Origin of the sequence: Achromobacter xylosoxidans, from assembly GCF_014490035.1 — a bacterium.
Taxonomy (GTDB): Bacteria; Pseudomonadota; Gammaproteobacteria; order Burkholderiales; family Burkholderiaceae_B; genus Achromobacter; species Achromobacter bronchisepticus_A.
In genome coordinates, this window is the sequence record NZ_CP061008.1 from 5,201,699 (window position 1) to 5,221,801 (window position 20,103).

Sequence of the window (20,103 nt, forward strand, 5' to 3'; positions counted from 1 at the left end):
TTATTCCTCTTCGTCCACGTGATGGGTGCTGAACGAACGCCAGACCAGAACCGGGATAATCAAGGTGAAGACAATCACTTCCTTGTAGGCGCTGGCCCAGAAGGACGAGAAGGATTCCAGCACGCCCACCAGCAGCGAGCCCGCGGCCGCCACGGGGTAGCTGGCCAGCCCGCCGATGATGGCGCCGACGAAGCCCTTCAGGCCGATCAGGAAGCCGGTGTCGTAGTACACGGTGGTGATGGGCGCGATCAGCATGCCGGACATGGCGCCGATGGCGACCGCCAGCGTGAAGGTCAGGCTGCCGGACATGGTGGTGCTGATGCCGACCAGGCGGGCGCCGCGGCGATTGACGGCCGTGGCGCGCAGCGCGCGGCCATACAGCGTCTTGCCGAAGAACAGCCACAGGCCGATGATCAGGATGGCGCAGGTTGCCACCACGAACAGGCTTTGCGCCGACCAGGTCATGAAGCCCAGGTCGACTTGCCCGCTGACGAAGGCCGGGGTGCGCCAGCCTTCGGCGCCGAAGAACACCAGCGCCAGGCCGGTGAGCGCGAAGTGCACGGCCACGGAAACGATCAGCAGCACCAGCACGGTGGCTTCGGCCAGCGGCTGGTAAACGATGCGGTAGACCATCGGACCCATCGGGATCACCAGCAGCAGCGTCAGCAGCATGTTCAGCCACAGCGAATTGCCGGGTGCGGTGTAGGTCACGGTCAGCCAGAGCAGCGCCAGCGGCAGAACCACACAGGTGGCGATGGCCTTGGGCAAGGCGGCTGCGCTGCGGGTGCGCAGCGCGCGCAGCAGCTCGAGCGCCAGGCAGACGACGCCCAGCAGCGGCAGGAGATAGGCGGTGCCCGGCACTTTGCCGTCCACCAGCATGGCCAGGGTCAGGGCGCCGAACGCCACGAACTCGCCCTGGGGAATGAAAATGACGCGCGTAACGGCGAATACCAGCACCAGAGCCATGCCCAGGAGGGCATAGATGGCGCCGTTGACGACACCGTCTTGCAGCAGGATCAGCGCAATTGAGGAATCCATCTAACAACCTTATTTATTCTGGTGTTCCGGCCGCACCCGGGACACTGATACGACACACCGGCCGGAAAGGCCGGTGCGAAGCATTGCAGGGGTGCCGCGCGGCGGGCGCCGCCGCGCTGTGCGCACCCTTGGATCGGGCGATCCAGGAGGATTACAGGCCGGGCTGGTAGACCCACTTGCCGCCTTCGACCTTGACGATGACGCGCGAACGCTCGTCAAAGCCGGCATGGTCCGTCGGCGACATGTTGAACACGCCTTGCGAGGCGGCCAGGTCCTTCACGCCTTCCAGCGCGTCGCGCATGGCCGCGCGGAACTCCGGCGTGCCGGGCTTGGCGCCCGACTTCAGCGCCACGGGCAGCGCGGCCACGACCAGCTGGCCGGCGTCCCACATATGGCCGCCGAACGTGTTGGTCGAACCGGCGCCGTTGGCCTTTTCGTAGGCGTCCACATAGGCCAGGGCCGACTTCTTGACCGGGTTGCTGTCCGGCAGCTGGGCCGCGACCAGCAGCGGGCCGGCCGGCAGCAGCATGCCGTCGCAGTCCTTGCCGCACACGCGCAGCACGTCGTTGTTGGCGGCGCCGTGGGTCTGGTAGATGGTGCCGCCGTAGTTGCGGGCCTTCAGTTCCTTTTGCGGCAGGGCCGACGGGGTGCCGGCGCCGGCGATCAGGATGGCGTCGGGCTTGGCGCCGACCAGCTTGAGCACCTGGCCCGTCACGCTGGTATCGGTGCGGCTGTATTTTTCGATGGCGACGATCTCGATGCCCTTGGCCTTGGCGGCCTTCTGCATCACGTCCAGCCAGCCGTCGCCGTAGGCGTCGGCAAAGCCGATGAAGCCCAGGGTCTTGACCTTGGACTTGGCCATGGCGTCAGCCAGGGCGCCGGCCATCAGGGCGTCGTTCTGCGGGGTCTTGAAGACCCAGCGGCGCTTGTCGTCCACGGGTTCGACGATCTTGGCGCTGGCGGCCACGCTGATCATCGGCACTTTGGCTTCGGCGGCCACGTCGACCATGGCGAGCGAGCCCGGCGTGACCGAGGTGCCGATGAGCACGTCGACCTTGTCGTCGGAGGCCAGCTTGCGCGAGTTCTTGACGGCTTGCGTCGTGTCGGTGGCGTCGTCCAGGACGATCCATTCGATCTTCTGGCCAGCCACTTCCTTGGGCAGGAGGGCCACGGTGTTGCGCTCGGGGATACCCAGCGACGCGGCCGGGCCGGTGCTGGACACGGTCACGCCAACCTTGACCTGGGCGTTCGCCAGTAGCGGCAGGGCCAGGGCAATGGCGGCGGCCGCCGCGGACAAGCCGAAGTGCTTGCGCATGTTTTTGTCTCCTGTGGTGGCTCTTGTGCGCCTCGGTCGAGGCAGGGCGAGCCTAGTTAAAGTTATACAGAAAAAAATATTATAGGGTTAAAACAGTATCAGATGACGATGCGCAACTCCGGTAATTCCCTGATGTGCTACGAAAAACGCATTTCAGCAAACGCATTCGTTAATGGCGAACTTGTACTAGAAAAGATTGGCGGCCGTCAGTTGGGGGATTCCCTTGGACTGCAGCGCGCCTATCAACGCCCCAGCATCGGCCACACGCGCTCCACCCGCGACGCCACCCAGGCGGCCACCACCGCCTTGGCCAGATCGCCGGGCAGGAACACCGCCACCGCCATCGCGGCCTTGGCCAAACCCATTTTCGTCACGACGGCCAGCCAGGGCACGCCGCAGGCGTAGACCACCGCGATGCCGCCCACCACGCATGCCGCCACGTAGCCGGCGAACTTTGCCCAGCCGCCCGCGGCGCGGCCGGCGAGGCCGCGCGCCAGCCAGCCCGTCACGAAAGCGCCCGCCACCAGGCCCACTAGAAAGCCGCCAGTAGGCCCGAAAAAGGCGCCCAGCCCGCCTCGGCCGCCCGGCAGCACGGGCAGCCCGACTGCCGCCAGCGCCAGGTAAAGCAAGCAGGCCAGCGCGCCGCGGACGGGTCCGAGCATTGCGCCCGCCAGCATGGCGCCCAAGGTTTGCAGCGTTACCGGTACCGGTATGGCGGGCAGCGGAATCGGCGGGATCAGGCTCAGGACGACGATCAGCGCCGCGAACAGCGCAATCAGCACGGTATTACTGGATTTCACGGTTTTCCCCTTTGGGATATGGAACTGGGCACGCGGGCCTCAGTGGCTGCGCGCGTCTATCGCTTCGGATACTTCCTGCGCCCTTTTCAGCGTCAGCACGATCAAGGGCACGATCAGCGCGACCGGATTGGCGCCCAGGCCGCGGGCCGCCTGCGCTTCGCGGATTTCCTGGAAGTTGCGCCAGATCTCGGGCACGAAACGCAGGGCCAGCGCCAACGCCAGCGCAACCTTGCCGGCATCGACCAGCCTCAGGCGTTCAAGCGGCATCAATGCCCTTTCGCAGACGGCAATCAGATCGGATGTGCGCGTGGCCAGCGTGACGGCCAGGGCCAGCCCCACCATCGCGCCCACGCGCAGCAGAACGGCCAGCGCCTCCAGGCCGCCCTGGAACCAGGCCGTGAACAAGCCCACGGCCAGCAGCACCCAGGCCAAGCCCTTGACCTGCCGCCAGACGGTAGCCGCGGCCACGCCCGTGGACCAGACCAGCGCGGCGGCGGCCAGGAAGGCCGGCGCCAGCCAGCGCGGGTCGCGCAGCAGGAACAGGCCCGCGCCCGCCGCCATCAGCGCCAGCAGCTTCAACCAGGCGGGCAGGCGGTGCAGAAAGGTATCGCCCGCGACATACAGCGGCTCCATCATGCGCAGTGCTCCCGGTACCAGCGCAGCGCGGCGGCCGGCTGGTCGTCGGCCGCGATGTTGCCGTCGCGCACCACCACCACCCGGTCGAAATCCTCCAGCAGCTCCAGGTCGTGGCTGACGACGATGGCGTCGTGGGGCAAGCCCGCGATGGCATCGCGCACGCGATTGCGATTGCGCAGGTCCAGCTGGGTGGTGGGTTCGTCAAACACGATCAGCGCCGGCTCCATCACCAGCACAGCCGCCAGCGCCACCAGTTGGCGTTCGCCGCCGGACAGCGTGTGGCTGGTCCGGTCCGCCAGGTGACCGACGCCCAGGCGGCCCAACTGCGCATCGATGCGGGCTTCGCGTTGCTGGCGGTCCGGGGACAGGTGCTTCAGGCCGAACGCCAGGTCCTCGCGGACGATGGGGAAAACAATCTGGTTTTCAGGGTTCTGGAACACGAAGCCGACCTGGCGGCGCACGGCCTTCAGGTCGCGCCGCGTGTCCAGTCCGCCCACCCGCACATTACCGGCAGAGGGCAGGACCAGCCCGTTGATCAGGCGCGCCAGCGTGCTCTTGCCGGCGCCATTGGGGCCGACGATGCCGATGCGTCGTTCGGCCAGCGTCAGGCTCACCCCATTCAGCACTTGCGCCTGGGGCGTGGAAACAACCGCCTGGTCAAACTCGATTAACATGGGGCGGGATTATGCCCGAACCATTTCGGGCATCGGGACTCCAAGAGCTCATATGGACAAAGTACGAAAATCCGACGCCGAATGGCGGGCCCAGCTTTCCCCCGAAGAATACGTCGTCACCCGTGAAAAGGGTACCGAACGGGCATTCACCGGGCGTTACTGGAATACGTTCTCTCATGGCATCTACCGTTGCGTGGGCTGTGGCACGGCGCTGTTCGCTTCCGACACCAAATTCGACGCCGGCTGCGGCTGGCCCAGCTACTTCCAGCCGCTGGATCCCGAACTGGTGCGCGAGGAGCGCGACACCACCCACGGCATGGTCCGCACCGAAGTGCTGTGCAACGTCTGCGACTCGCATCTGGGACACGTCTTCCCCGACGGCCCCGAGCCCACCGGACTGCGCTATTGCATCAATTCCCTGTCGATGACGTTTGAACCCATAGAAGACTGAATGAAGAAGTTCCTGTTCGACCTGTTTCCGCTGTTCCTTTTCTTCATTGCGTATCGGTACACGGACATTTTCATCGCCACCGGCGTCGCCATGGCGGCTGCCGTGCTGCAGATCGTCTGGCTGAAGGCCACGGGCCGCGCCACCGAGGCCATGCACTGGATCAACCTGACCGTCATCCTGGTATTCGGCGGAGCCACGATCTGGCTGCACAGCGATGTCTTCATCAAATGGAAGCCCACGGTGCTGTACTGGCTGTTCGGCGGCGCGCTGGTCTTTGCGCGCCTGCTCTTCGGCCGCAACCTGATCCGCCGCCTGATGGAAAAGCAGATCCAGCTGCCCGACGCCGCCTGGGAACGGCTGAACCTGGTCTGGGCCGGCTTCTTCCTGGTCGCAGGCGCGCTCAACCTGTATGTGGCGTTTTCCGGCCACTTCACCGAATCGCAATGGGTCAGCTTCAAGGCCTTCGGCCTGATGGGCCTGATGGTGGTCTTCGTGATCGGCCAGTCGATCTGGCTGGGCAAGCACATCCAGACGGAGGAACAGGCCCCCTCCTCCGACACCCCGCCCCGCCAGCCCTGATCCCCTCCCAATCCCTGGCCGGCGCGCGTAGCGCCGGAACCAAACCTCACTCCCCATGTCAGACACCACCGACCGCATTTCCCTGATCCGGGAGCGGCTAGCCGCCCTGGAACCCGTCAGCCTCGACATTCTGGACGACTCGCATTTGCATGCCGGCCACGAAGGCAGTAAAAACGGCGCCGGCCACTATCGCGTGATCATCGTAGCGCCTTGCTTCGCGGGGCTCTCGCCCGTTGCGCGGCATAGGCTGGTGTATCATCATTTGCAAGATTTGATCCCTTATCCGATTCATGCGCTTGCGCTAGATGCCCAGGCTCCCAAATAGAAAGTAAAAGGATATTCATGAAACGCATCGTCATGCTGGCTGCGGCCTGCGTCATCGCCGTGCCGGCTTTCGCTCAGAACGTGGCTACCGTCAACGGCAAGGCCATCTCGCAGAAGAGCCTGGATCAATTCGTCAAGCTGCTGGTCAGCCAGGGCGCCACCGATTCGCCGCAACTGCGCGAACAGGTCAAGCAGGAAATGATCAACCGCCAGATCTTCGTGCAAGCCGCCGAATCCAGCGGCATCGCCAAGCAGGCCGACGTCCAGACCGAAGTCGAACTGGCCCGCCAAGGCATCCTGGTCCGCGCCCTGATGGCCGACTACCTGGCCAAGCACCCGGTGTCCGACGCCAAGGTCACGGCCGAATACGAGAAGATCAAGAAGGAACAGGCCGGCAAGATGGAATACAAGGTCCGCCACATCCTCGTCGAAGACGAGAAGACGGCGAACGACCTGCTGGCCCAGATCAAGAGCAACAAGAGCAAGTTCAACGACCTGGCCAAGAAGAACTCCAAGGACCCCGGCAGCGCCGACAAGGGCGGCGACCTGGGTTGGGCTCCCCCGACCAACTACGTCCAGCCGTTCGCGCAAGCCGTGACGCAGCTGAAGAAGGGCGAAATGGTCGACAAGCCGGTGCAGACCCAGTACGGCTGGCACATCATCGTGGTCGACGACACCCGTCCGGTGGAATTCCCGCCGCTCGACCAGGTGCGTCCGCAGTTGGAAGAAATGCTGCGCCAGCAAACCCTGGCCGACTACCAGAAGGAACTGCGCGAAAAGGCCAAGATCCAGTAAGCCTTGCCGCACAGATGAAAAATGCCCGCGCAAGCGGGCATTTTTTTCGCCTGGCTGTTTCGGCGCCGGGTTGGCTCCCCCGTTAAGCCAGCGCCTGCCGCAAATGGGCGTCCCAGAGAGGGCCTTCCAGCAGCGGCGACAGATGGCCGTAGCGCCCGGCCACGCTGGTCTGGACAATATGGGCGGGATACGCGATCCGCGCGCCCCCGCCTGGATCATCGGGCGCAAAGAGCTCGTCCGATACGCAGCGCAGCCAACGCACGGGCGTGGCGGCTTCCAGCAGCGCGCCGCGCGCATCGTAGCGGCAGGCGGATGTCCTGAGCAGCGCCATGGACCACGGTGAAAAGCGCGCCGCCCAGGCCTGGGCGTCGGCCCGCAAACGCTGCTCCGCGTCGGGTTCGCCCGCGTCGGCCAGCCATAGCGCGTAGCCATAGCGGCGCAAGGTTGCGCAGCGCGATTCGACCCATTCGTTCCAGGCATCCGCATCGCCCGCATCGAGGGCGGCGGCGATGCGGCGCAGGCGCTGCGCGTCCTCCAGGCTGCCGCCGCCGCGCGGCGCCGAAGCCAGCGCCACCACCCGCCCGACGGGCAGCGGCGCGGCCACGGCCCACTGGAAGGCTTGGTAGCCGCCGTAGGAATACCCCACCACCGCATCCAGGCGCTCGACGCCTATCGCGCGCAGCCATTCCCCCTGCAGGCGCACGCCATCGGCAATCGAAACGTCAGGAAATGCGCTGGCTTGGGCTCCGATCGGCGCGCTGCTGCCGAAACTCGAACCCAACGCGTTCGGCGCCAGCACGCAGGTATCGCGCGTATCCAGCGCCGCCCCCGGCCCCAGCCAGGGACTGGCCCAGCCCGCATCGGGATGGACTGCCCCCTCGGCCGGCCGCAAGGCCTGGTGGCTGCCGGATATGCCATGCAGCAGCAACACCACGGCGCGCGCCCGGTGCGGCGGCGGACCGTAGCGGGCCCAGGCCAGCCGGACCGGCGCCAGCATCCCGCCGCCGTCCAATGGCAAGGCCTGCAACTGCGTCACCTCGGCGGCGCGATCCGTGGACTGATGGACGGACATCGGCGGCCCCTAGACCGGACGCTCGCCCATGACCGTGGTGCGATAGATCGTGCGCCGCATGCTGGCTGGCAATTCGCGGGTGGTGGCCTTGTGCATCACGCAGCGGTTGTCCCACATGACCACATCGCCCGGCTCCCATTGCAGCGCGTACTGGTACTGCTCCTGCGTGCAATGCGCGAACAGGCGATCCAGCAATTCCTGGCTGTCCGCCTCGCCCCAGCCGGACACCTCGGCGGTCATGCCGGGATGCACGTACAGCGCCTTGCGGCCCGTCTCGGGATGGGTGCGCACGATGGGATGTTCGACGTCAGGCGTGCCGGCCAGTTGGCTGGCATCCATCTTCACCTGGGTGCCCTCGTCGGCCCTGGTGTTCTTGCGCCGGTAGCGGTGCACCGCCCGAAGGCCAGCCAACTGGCTTTGCACGGCGCCGTCCAGTTCCTCGTAGGCCCGGTACATGTTGACGAACAAGGTGTTGCCGCCCTCCGGCGGAATCAGCTGCGCATTCAGGATGGTGGCCTTGGCGGGACATTCACGGAAGGCGAAATCCGAATGCCAGTACGAACCGCCGTCGGCAATGCCCGCCGGCACGCCGTTCTTGACCTCGTTGGACAGCACGAATATCTCGGGATACTCGGGATGGTTGTACTGGGCCAGCACGTGGATATCCAGCTCGCCCAGGCGGCGGCTGAAGCGCAGTTGGCCCTCGGGCGACAGCCGCTGGTTCTTGAAGACCAGCAGTTGGTGGCGCAGGAATAGCGCATTCACGTCCGCGAAGGCGGCGTCGTCCAGGGTTTCCAGATCCACACCTTGGACGGCCGCGCCAATCAGCGGGCTCAGGGGTATCGCTTTCATCATCAGGCTCCGGCAGAGGTTCAAGGAAGACGGTGCACGCGGGCCTCGGTGCGCACCAGCGGCTCGGCACCGTGCTCCCCGATCAGCACCGGATACTCCAGCCGCATGCCGCCCACGCCCGGGCGGTACAGGTGCGTGCCCAGCGCCACCACCATGCCGGGCGTCACGACGTCGCGGCTGCGCAGGTTGATGAAGGGCCGGGTGCGCGCGCAGGTGCCCAGTCCATGGCCGAACAGGGGCAGGCCGAACTCGCTCAGGCCGTGCTTTTCGAACACAGCGATGCCGCGGCTGGCGCACTCCGCTATCGGCCGGCCCGGCGTCAACGACGCCAGCATGGTCTGCACGGTCTCTTCCCAGCAATCGATCAGCTTGCTCTGGGCCGGGTCGGGCTTGCCCAGGAACACGGGCAAAGCCGTATCCGCCATGTAGAGGTCCAGCAAGGGGTGCAGGTCCAGGATCACGAATTCGTTCGGCTGGATAGCGCGGTCGGTGGCCTGCTGGGTGACGCCGCGCAGGAATCCCGTGCGTTCGCCCGCCCCGACTTCGGTGCCGCCCGTCACGGCCCAGGACCAGGTGCTGCCCCGCTGCCGGATCGCACGCTCGATTTCGCCGGCGATCTCGTTCTCGGTCGCTCCGACCCGCACTGCGTTCATGCCCTGCTCGAAACCATAATCCGAGACCTCTGCCGCGTGGCGCAGGCGCTCGATCTCGGCAGCATCCTTGATCAGCATGACGTCGTCGATCACGTCCACCCCGTTCGCGAAGCGGATGTCGGGCAGATGGCTGGTGAGATCGAAGTACTCGGCCGCGGTCAGCATGCCCGGCGCCACCTGCGCCGCCCCGGGGTGCGACAGGTCCAGCGCCACCTTGCCCCGCGTCAGCCCGTGATGCTCCAGGCGCTGGCGTATCAGTTGCGGAAAATCGGAAAACTCGAACTCGTACATCTCCATCTCATGGCCTTCCACCCGCACCCGCGAGGCGTCCATGGCCCAGTAGATGAATTCGCAATGCCCGTCCGCCGTGACCAGCACGGCGCCGCGCCACGGCATGAATGCGCCGCTCAGGTAGTGCAGCGCGCCCTGGCGGGTACCCAGGTAGGCGTCAAAGCCGAGTTCGCGCGCGTGTTGGGCGACGCGCTTGCGGCGGGCCTGAAAATCGATGGACTGCATGTGTCTCTCCTCCTTGGGAATTCAGGAAACGGATGCGCCGGAGGCCTTGACGACCGGCGCCCATTTCTCGGTTTCATCCGCTGTGAAGCGGGCAAAGTCGTCGGGCTTGCTGGCCACCGGATCTGCGGCCTGGGAAACAAGTTGCTCGCGCACCCGGGGATCGGCCAGCGCCCGGGCGATTTCCTGCTGCAGGCGTTCGACAATGGGACGCGGCGTGCCGGCGGGCGCGAATACGCCGATCCAGGACGTCATGGCATAGCCCGGCAGGGTTTCGGCCACGGTCGGAATATCCGGCGCGGCCGGAGAGCGTTCCGGGCCGGTCACGGCGATCGCGCGCAGCTTGCCGGACTTGATCAGGGGCTGGGCGATGACCAGGCTGTCGAAGGCCAGGTCGGCCTGTCCGCCGATCACGTCCGTGAGCGCGGGCAGGCTGCCCTTGTAAGGGATGTGCTGCATCTGCACGCCGGCCATCTCGTTGAACAGCTCGCCCGACATGTGCATGGACGTGCCGCTGCCGCCCGAGGCGCGGTTGAGCTTGCCGGGATTGGCCTTGGCATAGGCGATGAGGTCCGCCACCGAGTGGATCGGCAGCTTGGGGTTGACCACCACCACCAGCGGATACGACACGACCTGCGTTACCGCCGTGAAGTCCTTCAGCGGCTGGAACGGCATGGACTTGTAGAGGGTCTGGTTGATGGCGTTGGTGCCTATCGTGCCCATCAGGATCGTGTAGCCGTCCGGGGCCGACTTGGCCACGGCGTCCGCCCCGATGTTGCCGCCCGCCCCGGGCTTGGCCTCGACGATGACCGATACGCCCATGCTCTGCGTCATGCGTTCGGCCAGCAGCCGGGTGACGATTTCAGTGGGCCCGCCGGCCGCGGCGGGTACGACGAAGCGGATAGGTTTGCTGGGATAGGCCTCGGCCGCGCTGGCGGCGGAACTGGCCGCCACACCCGCCGCCAGGGCGCATGCGCCCAAGGCGCGCAATAGTCTCCTGCACATGGCATGTCTCCGTTATTGCGGGACGTACCGGGCGGGTGCCCTGGCCGACCCATCTAATTAACGAACAATTGTTCGCTAATTGGCATTTTATGAAGATTGGCGCGGATGTCAAACTACAATCGAGCCTCCAAAGACAAGACTGCCGACACATGGACACGACATTGCCGGAACCGAAAGAAAGGAAAGAGGAGTTTCTCGACAGCCTGGCCAACGGCCTGCAACTGCTGCAGATCTACGCCACCGGCGTGGCCAGCGTGACCGTGCAGGAAGCCGCGGAACAACTGGACGTGACCCGCGCGGCGTCGCGGCGCATTTTGCTGACGCTGGAAAAACTGGGCTATGTGCGGCAGGACGGCAGGAATTTCTCACCAACGCCCAAGGTCATGGACCTGGGCTATGCGTATTTCGCTTCGCTGAGCCTGCCCAAGCTGACCCGCGCGACCATGCGCGAAGTCGCGCAGACCGTGGGGGAAACCTGCTCGCTGGGCGTGCTGGACCGGCAACATGTCGTGTTCCTGGCGCGCGAGGAAGGCCCCAAGCTGCTCAAGCTGGACCTGTCGGTGGGCAGCCGCCTGCCCGCCTACGCCCATTCCCTGGGCCGCACGCTGCTATCGACCCTGGATGACGAGGCGCTCGACGCCTATCTGGAAAGCGCGGACCTGAAGCGCCTGACGCCCTACACGACAGTGTCGCGCAGCGCCCTGCGCAAGCTGATCCGGCAGGTGCGCCAGGACGGCTACTGCATTTCGGTCAGCGAATTGGTGGATGGTTTCGCGGGCGTGGCCGTGCCGCTGTACAACCATGAAGGCCGCGCGGTGGCAGGCCTGAGCGTCAGCATGGTGCTGGGCTCCCGCCAGCCCGACGAATTGAAGCAACAGCATCTGCCGGCCTTGCAGCGCGCGGCCGCCGCCATCCGCGACATGATGCCGCGCAGCACCATCTGATTCGGTGCCTGGCCGGGCGGCCTCAGCCGCCCTGCTCGCCCAGCAAGGCCTTCAGGCCGTCCTCGTCCAGCACCGCCACGCCCAGTTCCTGGGCCTTGGCGAGCTTGCTGCCGGAATCCTCGCCGGCCACCAGATAGGCCGTTTTCTTGGACACCGAGCCGCTGACCTTGCCGCCCGCCGCCTGGATGCGCATCGAGGCTTCTTCGCGCGTCCAATTGGGCAGCGTGCCGGTCAACACGAAGGTCTTGCCGGCCAGCGTCGTGGCTTGCGGCGCCGCCTCGGCCACGGGATTCACGCCCTGCGACTTCAGTTGTTCGATCACGTCGCGGTTGTGCTGCTCGGCGAAGAAACGGCGGATCGAAGCCGCCACCACCGGGCCCACGTCGGGTACGGAGGACAAGGCGTCTTCATCGGCGTCCATGATGGCGTCGATGCTGCCGAAATGGCGCGCCACGTCGCGCGCCGTGGTCTCGCCCACGTGGCGGATGCCCAGCGCGTACAGCAGGCGGTTCAAGCCGGGCGCGCGCGCCTTGTCGATGGCGGCCACCAGGTTGTCGGCGGACTTCTGGCCCATGCGGTCCAGGCCCACCAATTCCAGCGGACGCAGGCTGTACAGGTCGGCCAGGGTCTTGACCCGGCCGCTGTCGACCAACTGATCCACCAGTTTTTCGCCCAGGCCTTCGATGTCCAGCGCCTTGCGGCTGGCGGCGTGCCACAGCGTCTGCTTGCGCTGCGCGCCGCAGAACAAACCGCCGGTGCAACGCGCGATGGTCTCGTCTTCCAGGCGTTCGATGGCGGAGCCGCAAACCGGACAGGCCGTGGGCATGACGAATTCGCGGGCGTCGTCCGGGCGCTTTTCGAGCACCGGGCCGAGTACTTCCGGAATCACGTCGCCCGCGCGGCGCACGATGACCGTGTCGCCGATGCGTACGTCCTTGCGGCGGATCTCGTCTTCGTTATGCAGCGTGGCGTTGGTGACGGTCACGCCGCCGACGAACACCGGCTTCAGGCGCGCCACCGGCGTGATGGCGCCGGTGCGGCCCACCTGCACCTCGATGTCGAGCAAGGTGGTGGTGGCTTCCTCGGCGGCGAACTTGTGCGCCAGCGCGAAGCGCGGCGCGCGCGCGACGAAACCCAGCACCTTCTGCGCGGGCAGCGAATCCACCTTGTAGACCACGCCGTCGATGTCGTAGGGCAAGTCGGGCCGCAGCGCGCCGACCTTGGCGTAGAAAGCCATCAGGCCCTCGGCGCCGCTGGCGCGGTGGTTGTGCTTGACGTTGACCGGCAGGCCCAGCGAGGCCAGCCAGTCCAGCATGGCGCCGTGGGATTTCTCGGGCAATTGCGAGGCCTCGGCCACGCCGGCCGACGCTTCGGCGAACAAGCCGCCCTGCGAACCCGCCAGGCCCTGGACTTCGCCCCAGCCATAGGCGAAGAAGCGCAGCGGCCGCTTGGCGGTGATGCGCGGATCCAGCTGGCGCAGGCTGCCCGCGGCGGCATTGCGCGGATTGACGAAGACTTTCTCGTCGCGCTTGGCCTGGGCCTGGTTCAGCTTTTCAAAGTCGGCGCGATTCATCAGGACTTCGCCGCGGACTTCCAGCACCTTGGGGTACGCCCCCTTGAGCTGCAGCGGAATCGCCTTGATGGTGCGGATATTGGAGGTGACGTCTTCACCCGTCTGGCCGTCGCCGCGGGTGGCGGCCTGCACCAGGCGGCCGTCTTCGTAGCGCAGGCTGATTGCCAGCCCGTCCAGCTTGAGCTCGCAGAAGTAATCGGCTTGCTGCGCCGGCCCCAGCAGGCCCGCGCCGCGCAGCGTGTCGGTGACGCGGCGGTCGAAGGCCGTCACGTCTTCTTCGTCGAAGGCGTTGCCCAGCGACAGCATCGGCACCACGTGACGCACGCTGCCAAATGCCGAAACAGGCGCCGCACCCACGCGCTGCGTCGGCGACTCCGGCGTCACCAGCTCCGGATGCTCGGCCTCCAGGGCCTGCAGTTCGCGCATCAGCCGGTCGTACTCGGCATCCGATATCGACGGATCGTCGTAGACGTAGTAGCGGACGTTGTGCTGTTCGATTTCGGCGCGCAAGCGCGCCGCGGCCTGCGCCGCGTTTTCACCGCCAGACGCGCCGCTCATTTACGCAAACACCCTTAGGGCGCGCTCGCTGCCAGCGGGCAGGCCCGCTTGTTCGAGCTGGCCGAACAGCACCTGGAGACGCTCGTCGATGACCGTTTCCGAACCATCGGCCAGCGGCTTGCCCTGGTCGTCCACCAGGTCCGCGCGCAGACGGGCAGCCAGGTCGCGGCCCACATCGACCATGCGGCCGAAAGCGCGCTCGTCCGCCGGGCTGCAGGGCACGTCCAGCAGCAGGTACAGGCGTTCGATGCCGCCCATGCCGGCATCGAACGCCGCACCGTCGCCGCGCGCCAGCGTGAAGCGGGCTATGCCGTTGTCCGCCGGCCAGGCCAGGCGGCTGCCGTCGGCGACAAAGCCCAGGTCGCGCGCCACGGACAGGACTTCGGCGGCGGGCTGGGCCGTACCCAGCAGCAGGGTCAGGCCAACCTGGGTGTCCAGGGCGGCGCAGGTGTCGTCCAATCGGGCGCCCTGCTCCAGCACGGCCTGCTGGTCCGGGCCTTCGATGGTGGCGTCGAAACGCTCGGCCATGTCCTGGGCGCGGGCCCAGGCCTGCGACCATTCGATGGCGGTCAGCGGACCGCTGCGGTTGGCCAGCAGCACGGCCAGCTGCATGGACGCATAGGATTCGCCGGCGTGAACGCGCGCGCGGTGGCGGCGCTGATCGGTTTCGGCGAACACGCGCATGGGCTTGCGGCCCACGTGGCGCAGGCTTTGCATGTAGGGCAGCAGGTCGGCGCCGCGCACGGTGTCGGCGAAGTTGATCTCGATGACCACCTCGCAGGCGGGATCGGGTTCTTCGGTATCGTCGGCATCGCTGCCGGCATCGACCGGCGCCGGCTGACCGGACTGGGCACGGGCGCTCTCGCCGCCCATGCCGGGCTCGCGGCGCGACGCCGCTGCGCCCGCGGCCGGCGCAGCGCCTGCAGATGCCGCCCCCGCCCCCAACAGCGGATCCTGTTCGGTGGAGGGGAAATGGGTCTGCATCTTGCGCCGGACGCGCCGGTCCTGCCACCAGTTGAATCCCAGCACCAGCAGTATCAGCAATACGCCCAGGGCTATCAGCCCGATCTGCAAATCACTCATGTATAAATCCCGCGCCGAAACCCCGACGCCCTTCTGAATATTGGGTTTATGCCGCTTCGGAGGCCATCATCTGGACGGCCGAGTCTATGTCTACCGCAACGATACGCGAAACCCCTTGCTCTTGCATGGTTACACCGATCAGTTGCTTGGCCATCTGCATCGCGATCTTGTTGTGCGAGATGAACAGGAACTGGGTCTGCTCGCTCATGTTGGCGACCAGGTTCGCATAGCGCTCCGTGTTGGCGTCGTCCAGCGGCGCGTCCACCTCGTCCAGCAGGCAGAACGGCGCAGGGTTGAGCTTGAACAGCGCGAACACCAGGGCGGTCGCGGTCAGGGCCTTTTCGCCGCCGGACAGCAGGTGAATGGTGCTGTTGCGCTTGCCAGGAGGCTGGGCCATGACCTGCACGCCAGCGTCGAGAATTTCCTCGCCCGTCATGGTCAGCTTGGCCTCGCCGCCGCCGAACAGCTTGGGGAACAGCTCGCCGAAGTGGCCGTTGACGACGTTGAAGGTCTCTTGCAGCAGCTCGCGGGTTTCGCGGTCGATCTTGCGGATGGCGTCCTCGAGGGTCTCGATGGCGGTCATCAGGTCCTGGTGCTGCGAATCGAGGAAGCCCTTGCGCTCGCGCGAGGTGTTCAATTCATCCAGCGCCGCCAGGTTGACCGAGCCCAGGGCTTCGATCTGGCGCGAAATGCGGCTGACTTCGGACTGCAGCCAGCTGGCGCGGCGCCATTCATCGGGCTGGTTGGCCAGATCCTGGGCCAGCGCCTCGCGGTCGACCTCGCGCGCGTTCAATTGTTCGGTGAACTGCTCTTCGGCCAGGCGGGCGGCCTGTTCCTGCAGCTGCAGTTCCATGATGCGGGCGCGCCGCGGCTCCAGCGTCTGTTCCTGCTGCAGGCGGTCTTCGTCGGCGCCGCGCAGCAGGGCCGCCAGATTTTCCAGTTCCTGGCGCGCGCGCGACAGCGCTTCCTCGCGCTCGGCGCGCGCTTCCAGGGCGTCCTGCAGGCCGGCCTGGGACGCCGAGGCGTCCAGCTCGGCCAGGTCCACCATCAGCTGCTCCAGTTCGACGCTGCCGCGCTGGCTTTGGTCGGCCGCCAATTGCTGGTTGCGCTGTAGATCGGTAATGCGGACCTGGATGCCGCGTTCGGCAAATTCGGCTTCCTGGGCGGCGCGTTCCAGTTCGCGCAGGCCGGCGCGGGCCGCTTCGGCCTGGGCCGCCAGGGTTTCGCCGTCGATCTCGGCGTCGGCGAAACGGGATTGGTGTTCGGCCAGCTCCTCGTCCAGCGCCTCGAAGCGGGCCTCGGCCTCTTCGCGGGTAGCGCGCAGGTCTTCTTCCTGGACCTTGATCTCTTCCAGGTCCTGGCGCAGGCGCGAGGCGCGTTCGCCGGACTGCTCGGCCTGCTGCTGCAGGCGCGAGTGTTCCAGCTGGATGTCGTGCACCCGGCGGGTGACCTCGGCCACGCGCTGGCGCGCCGGGGCGATGGCCTGGGACACTTGTTGCCAGACGGCCTCGGCGCGGGCGACCGCGGCGCGCGCCTGGTCGGCGATCAGTTGCTGGGCCTTGATCTCGCGTTGCAGGTTCTCGATTTCCTGCTGGCGCGCCAACAGGCCGGCCTGCTCGGAATCGGGCGCATAGAAACGCACGCTGTGGGCGTCGACCAGATGGCCGGCCTTGACCACGCAGGCCCCGCCCGCGGGCAGGCTGGCGCGCATGGCCAGCGCCTGGGTCACGTCGGTGGCCGTGTAGATGCCGCCCAGCCACTCATTCAGCAGCGTACGCAGGTCGGGATCGGTGATGCGCAGCAGGCTGGCGAGCGAGGTCAGGCCGGCCGGCGCGGCGGGCGTCGGCGCGGCGGCCGGCAGCTGGTAGAAGGCCAGCCTGGCCGGCGGCGCATCCTCGGCGAAGGCGCGGGCCCAATCCAGGTTGCGCACTTCCATCGAGGCCATGCGCTCGCGCAGTGCGGCTTCCAGGGCGGTTTCCCAGCCCGGTTCGATGTGCAGCTTCTGCCACAAACGCGACAGTCCGGCCAGCTCATGCTTGGCCAGCCAGGGTTCCAGCGCCCCCTGCTTCTGCACGTCTTCCTGCAGCTTCACCAGGGCCGACAGGCGGGCTTCCAGGCGCGCCAGGTTCTGCACGTCGGTCTGGGCGGCGGCCTGGGCGCGGCTGCGCTCGGCATCCGCTTCCGGCACGCGGCCTTCCAGGGTAGCCAGCTCTTCCTGGGCTTCCTCGAGCTGGTCCTCGCCGGCGGCGCGGTCGCCAGCCAGTTGCTCCAGGCGCACCGGATCGGGACTGTGCAGTTCGCGCAGTTCCTGTTGCAAGCGTTCGCGGCGCTGCTCCAGCGCCTGCATCTGGCGGTCCGCGTCGCGCTGCGACTGGGCCACCAGGGCAAGATTCTGTTCGACGCGGGCCAGCGCGGCGCGCATCTCGTCGCGCCCGGAGGCGGCTTCGCGCACGCGCTGCTCCACGGCCGGCAGCGCGGCCTGGGCGTCCTCGGCCTTGGCGCGCGCCTCTTCCGTGCGGGCGGCGCCGGCGGCCAGGTCTTCCTCGGCCTGGGCGATCTGTTCGGTGCAATGCTCGCGCTGGGCGGTCCACTCGCCGATCTGCTGCTGCAGCTGATCGCGGCGCGCTTGCAGGCGGTTGCGGGAATCCACCACGTGACGGATTTCGGCTTCCAGGCGGCTGACTTGCGCGTTGGCCTCGTACAGCCCGCCCTGGGCGGTATGCACTGCATCGCTGGCGGCGTAGTGGGCCTGGCGGCGGGACTCCAGCGCGGCTTCGCCCGCCCGCAAGCCGGCGATGGCGGCTTCCAGTTCATTCTGGGCCTGCGCCATCTCCTGGGCTTTCTTGGCGCGCTCTTCGCGCGCCCCGGTTTCCTTCAGGAACCACAACGCATGCTGCTTCTTTTCGCCGTCGGCCTGGAGTTCGCGGTAGCGCGTGGCCACTTCGGCCTGCGCTTCCAGCTTCTCCAGCTGATTATTGAGTTCGCGCAGGATGTCTTCGACGCGGGTCAGGTTCTCGCGCGTGTCGGACAGGCGGTTCTCGGTCTCGCGGCGCCGTTCCTTGTAGCGCGACACCCCTGCCGCCTCTTCCAGGAACACCCGCAGTTCTTCGGGACGCGCCTCGATCAGGCGGTTGATCATGCCCTGGCCGATGATGGCGTAGCCGCGGGCGCCCAGGCCGGTGCCCAGGAAGATGTCGTGGATGTCGCGGCGGCGGACCTGCTGGTTGTTGACGAAGTAGCTGCTGGTGCCGTCGCGGGTCAGCACCCGGCGCACGGCGATTTCCGCGTAGGTGCTCCACTGGCCGGCGGCGCGCCCTTCGCTGTTGTCGAACACCATTTCCACCGAGGCCCGCGCAGCAGGCTTACGGTTGCCGGAGCCGTTGAAAATGACGTCCTGCATGGACTCGCCGCGCAGTTCCGAGGCCTTGGCCTCACCCAGCACCCAGCGCACGGCATCAATGATGTTCGATTTTCCGCAGCCATTGGGACCCACCACGCCCACCAGTTGGCTGGGCACGGGAATCACGGTGGGATCGACGAAGGACTTGAAGCCGGCGAGTTTTAGCTGAGTAAGACGCACAATACGATGACGACGGGGTGGGTTGAACGAAAGGCGTTAACGGACCTGCCGCACAGATTGCAAACCGGCCCCTGGGGGGCCGGCTTACACATGGGTCGTATGATACCGCAGGCAGTCTGTCCCCGAACGTCAGCAAGGGTCAAGGCGTGTTGTCCCTAAGGCTTGCCGGCGGTCAACCCGCGGGCAAACGCTCAATGGCCGCCGCCTGGGGTCCGGCTATACTCCCTGACACTTTTTTGCACGACACATAAATTTTCACGCGGACTGGCCGGGGCCAGGCCTGAGAACGGGGACATTCTTGAAACGTGGTTTCTATCTGGTCATGGCCGCGCAGGCCTTCTCGTCATTGGCGGACAACGCGCTGTTCATCGCAGCCATCGCCTTGATACAGGAACTGCATGGGCCGGACTGGATGGCGCCCATGATGAAGTGGTCGTTCGCGCTGGCTTACGTGGTGCTGGCCGCCTTTGTCGGGGCGCTGGCGGACTCCTTCCCCAAGGGCCGCGTGATGTTCTCCACCAATGCCCTGAAAGTGACCGGCTGCATGCTGATGTTCTCGTATGCCAGCATCGGCGTCGCCCCCGAGTACCAGACCTACCTGGTCTGCGCGGCCTACGGCATCGTCGGCATCGGCGCCGCGGCCTACTCCCCCGCCAAGTACGGCATCGTCACGGAAATGCTGCCCCCGGCCATGCTGGTCAAGGGCAATAGCTGGATCGAGGGCCTGACCGTCTTCTCCATCATCCTGGGCACGGTGCTGGGCGGCCTGCTGATCTCGTCCTCCGTTTCCACCGCCCTGCTCAGCCACTCCTTCATCGGCAAGCTGGTCCACACCCCGGCCGAGGCCGCGATCCTGGTCATCGCCTTCGTGTACCTGCTGGCGGCGCTGTGCAACCTGCTGATTCCGCACACCCACGTGCGCTACCCGCCGCAGCAGAAGAACCCGGTGCGGCTCATCCGCACCTTCTGGGGCTACGTCCGTGTGCTGTGGAAAGACAAGCTGGGCCAGATCTCGCTGGCCGTCACCACCCTGTTCTGGGGCGCGGGCGCCACGCTGCAGTTGATCGTCATCGAATGGGGCCGCAGCCACCTCGGATACCAACTGGACAAGGCCTCGATGCTGATGGGCGTGGCCGCGCTGGGCACCGTTGTCGGCTCCATCCTGGCGGGCCGCATTCCGCTGCGCCGCGCGCTGGCCGTGTTGCCGGTCGGCGCCGCCATGGGCCTGGTCGTGCTGCTGATGCCGCTGGTCTACTCGCCCTGGAGCGTCTACCTGCTGCTGCTGATCACGGGCGGCCTGGCCGGCTTCTTCGTGGTGCCGATGAACGCGCTGCTGCAGCACCGCGGCCACGTGCTGCTGTCGGCCGGCCACTCCATCGCCGTGCAGAACTTCAACGAACAGCTCAACATCCTGCTGATGGTGGCCATGTACACGCTGCTGCTGTGGCTGCAGCTGCCCATCAACATCATCATCGTGATCTTCGGCACTGTGGTCGCGGTGCTGATGGTGGTCTTCATGCGCTGGAGCAAGCGCAACCTGCAGGCCAATCCCGAACTGCACGACCAGATCGGCCAGGAAGGCCATGGGCGCGCGCTGGACTCCACGCACTAGGCGCGCAATTCCGCTGCAATGAAAAAACCGGGCTTGCGCCCGGTTT

General features: G+C 66.6%; 18 protein-coding genes. 6 read left to right on the forward strand and 12 right to left on the reverse strand.

What is annotated here, in order from left to right:
• The 5 genes from IAG39_RS24120 to IAG39_RS24140 form a co-directional block, all read right to left on the reverse strand.
• A complete protein-coding gene (locus IAG39_RS24120; RefSeq protein WP_059374894.1) occupies positions 1–1,038 on the reverse strand; it encodes a branched-chain amino acid ABC transporter permease in 1,038 nt (345 codons plus the stop codon).
• Positions 1,039–1,189: 151 nt separating this feature from the next.
• Positions 1,190–2,353: an ABC transporter substrate-binding protein gene (locus IAG39_RS24125; RefSeq protein ID WP_059374895.1), complete on the reverse strand. Its 1,164-nt coding sequence runs from the start codon at positions 2,351–2,353 to the stop codon at positions 1,190–1,192.
• A gap of 242 nt (positions 2,354–2,595) precedes the next feature.
• Positions 2,596–3,153: a biotin transporter BioY gene (locus IAG39_RS24130; RefSeq protein WP_059374897.1), complete on the reverse strand. Its 558-nt coding sequence runs from the start codon at positions 3,151–3,153 to the stop codon at positions 2,596–2,598.
• 39 nt (positions 3,154–3,192) lie between these two features.
• Positions 3,193–3,789 carry an energy-coupling factor transporter transmembrane component T family protein gene (locus tag IAG39_RS24135; protein ID WP_059374900.1) on the reverse strand — a complete coding sequence of 199 codons (597 nt, stop codon included), beginning with the start codon at positions 3,787–3,789 and terminating at the stop codon, positions 3,193–3,195.
• The gene (locus tag IAG39_RS24140; RefSeq protein ID WP_118931864.1) at positions 3,786–4,463 is read right to left on the reverse strand and encodes an energy-coupling factor ABC transporter ATP-binding protein; all 678 of its coding nucleotides are present in this window, start codon (positions 4,461–4,463) and stop codon (positions 3,786–3,788) included. The genes IAG39_RS24135 and IAG39_RS24140 overlap by 4 nt, the downstream gene beginning before the upstream one ends.
• 52 nt (positions 4,464–4,515) lie before the next feature.
• On the opposite strand from IAG39_RS24140, the gene msrB reads away from it, so the two are divergent.
• From msrB to IAG39_RS24160, 4 genes are read left to right on the forward strand one after another with little or no spacing between them, the layout of a single operon-like run.
• Positions 4,516–4,914 (forward strand): peptide-methionine (R)-S-oxide reductase MsrB, encoded by a 399-nt coding sequence (gene msrB, locus IAG39_RS24145; RefSeq protein WP_118931865.1) that lies wholly within the window; start codon positions 4,516–4,518, stop codon positions 4,912–4,914.
• On the forward strand, positions 4,915–5,493 hold the full coding sequence (locus IAG39_RS24150) for a septation protein A (RefSeq protein WP_118931866.1): 579 nt from the start codon (positions 4,915–4,917) through the stop codon (positions 5,491–5,493).
• Between the two features lie 55 nt (positions 5,494–5,548).
• Complete coding sequence (locus tag IAG39_RS24155) at positions 5,549–5,818, forward strand: BolA family protein (RefSeq protein ID WP_082400667.1); 270 nt, start codon at positions 5,549–5,551, stop codon at positions 5,816–5,818.
• 17 nt (positions 5,819–5,835) lie between these two features.
• Positions 5,836–6,612, forward strand: coding sequence for a peptidylprolyl isomerase (locus IAG39_RS24160; RefSeq protein ID WP_054450534.1), 777 nt, complete (start codon positions 5,836–5,838; stop codon positions 6,610–6,612).
• An 82-nt stretch (positions 6,613–6,694) separates the two neighbouring features.
• Here the strand turns inward: IAG39_RS24160 and IAG39_RS24165 are convergent, their stop codons facing one another.
• Genes IAG39_RS24165 through IAG39_RS24180 form a run of 4 tightly spaced genes read right to left on the reverse strand, consistent with a single transcriptional unit; the run spans position 6,695 to position 10,707 of the window.
• The gene (locus IAG39_RS24165) at positions 6,695–7,684 is read right to left on the reverse strand and encodes an alpha/beta fold hydrolase (protein ID WP_118931867.1); all 990 of its coding nucleotides are present in this window, start codon (positions 7,682–7,684) and stop codon (positions 6,695–6,697) included.
• Between the two features lie 9 nt (positions 7,685–7,693).
• Positions 7,694–8,539: a TauD/TfdA dioxygenase family protein gene (locus IAG39_RS24170; protein ID WP_118931868.1), complete on the reverse strand. Its 846-nt coding sequence runs from the start codon at positions 8,537–8,539 to the stop codon at positions 7,694–7,696.
• Between the two features lie 17 nt (positions 8,540–8,556).
• Positions 8,557–9,705 carry a M24 family metallopeptidase gene (locus IAG39_RS24175; protein ID WP_059374908.1) on the reverse strand — a complete coding sequence of 383 codons (1,149 nt, stop codon included), beginning with the start codon at positions 9,703–9,705 and terminating at the stop codon, positions 8,557–8,559.
• Positions 9,706–9,726: 21 nt separating this feature from the next.
• Positions 9,727–10,707 carry a tripartite tricarboxylate transporter substrate binding protein gene (locus tag IAG39_RS24180; protein WP_118931869.1) on the reverse strand — a complete coding sequence of 327 codons (981 nt, stop codon included), beginning with the start codon at positions 10,705–10,707 and terminating at the stop codon, positions 9,727–9,729.
• A gap of 149 nt (positions 10,708–10,856) precedes the next feature.
• Between IAG39_RS24180 and IAG39_RS24185 the strand changes: the two genes are divergently transcribed.
• Positions 10,857–11,651 carry an IclR family transcriptional regulator C-terminal domain-containing protein gene (locus IAG39_RS24185; protein ID WP_082400663.1) on the forward strand — a complete coding sequence of 265 codons (795 nt, stop codon included), beginning with the start codon at positions 10,857–10,859 and terminating at the stop codon, positions 11,649–11,651.
• Positions 11,652–11,673: 22 nt separating this feature from the next.
• Here the strand turns inward: IAG39_RS24185 and ligA are convergent, their stop codons facing one another.
• From ligA to smc, 3 genes are read right to left on the reverse strand one after another with little or no spacing between them, the layout of a single operon-like run.
• Entirely contained in the window at positions 11,674–13,782 is a 2,109-nt protein-coding gene (gene ligA, locus IAG39_RS24190; protein ID WP_059374912.1) for an NAD-dependent DNA ligase LigA, read from the reverse strand.
• Positions 13,783–14,865, reverse strand: a complete 1,083-nt coding sequence (locus IAG39_RS24195; RefSeq protein ID WP_118931870.1) for a cell division protein ZipA C-terminal FtsZ-binding domain-containing protein — start codon at positions 14,863–14,865, stop codon at positions 13,783–13,785. It abuts the gene before it with no gap.
• 46 nt (positions 14,866–14,911) lie between these two features.
• Complete coding sequence (gene smc, locus IAG39_RS24200; protein WP_118931871.1) at positions 14,912–18,445, reverse strand: chromosome segregation protein SMC; 3,534 nt, start codon at positions 18,443–18,445, stop codon at positions 14,912–14,914.
• A 298-nt stretch (positions 18,446–18,743) separates the two neighbouring features.
• Between smc and lplT the strand changes: the two genes are divergently transcribed.
• On the forward strand, positions 18,744–20,057 hold the full coding sequence (lplT, locus tag IAG39_RS24205; protein WP_059374923.1) for a lysophospholipid transporter LplT: 1,314 nt from the start codon (positions 18,744–18,746) through the stop codon (positions 20,055–20,057).
• Positions 20,058–20,103 lie beyond the last annotated feature (46 nt).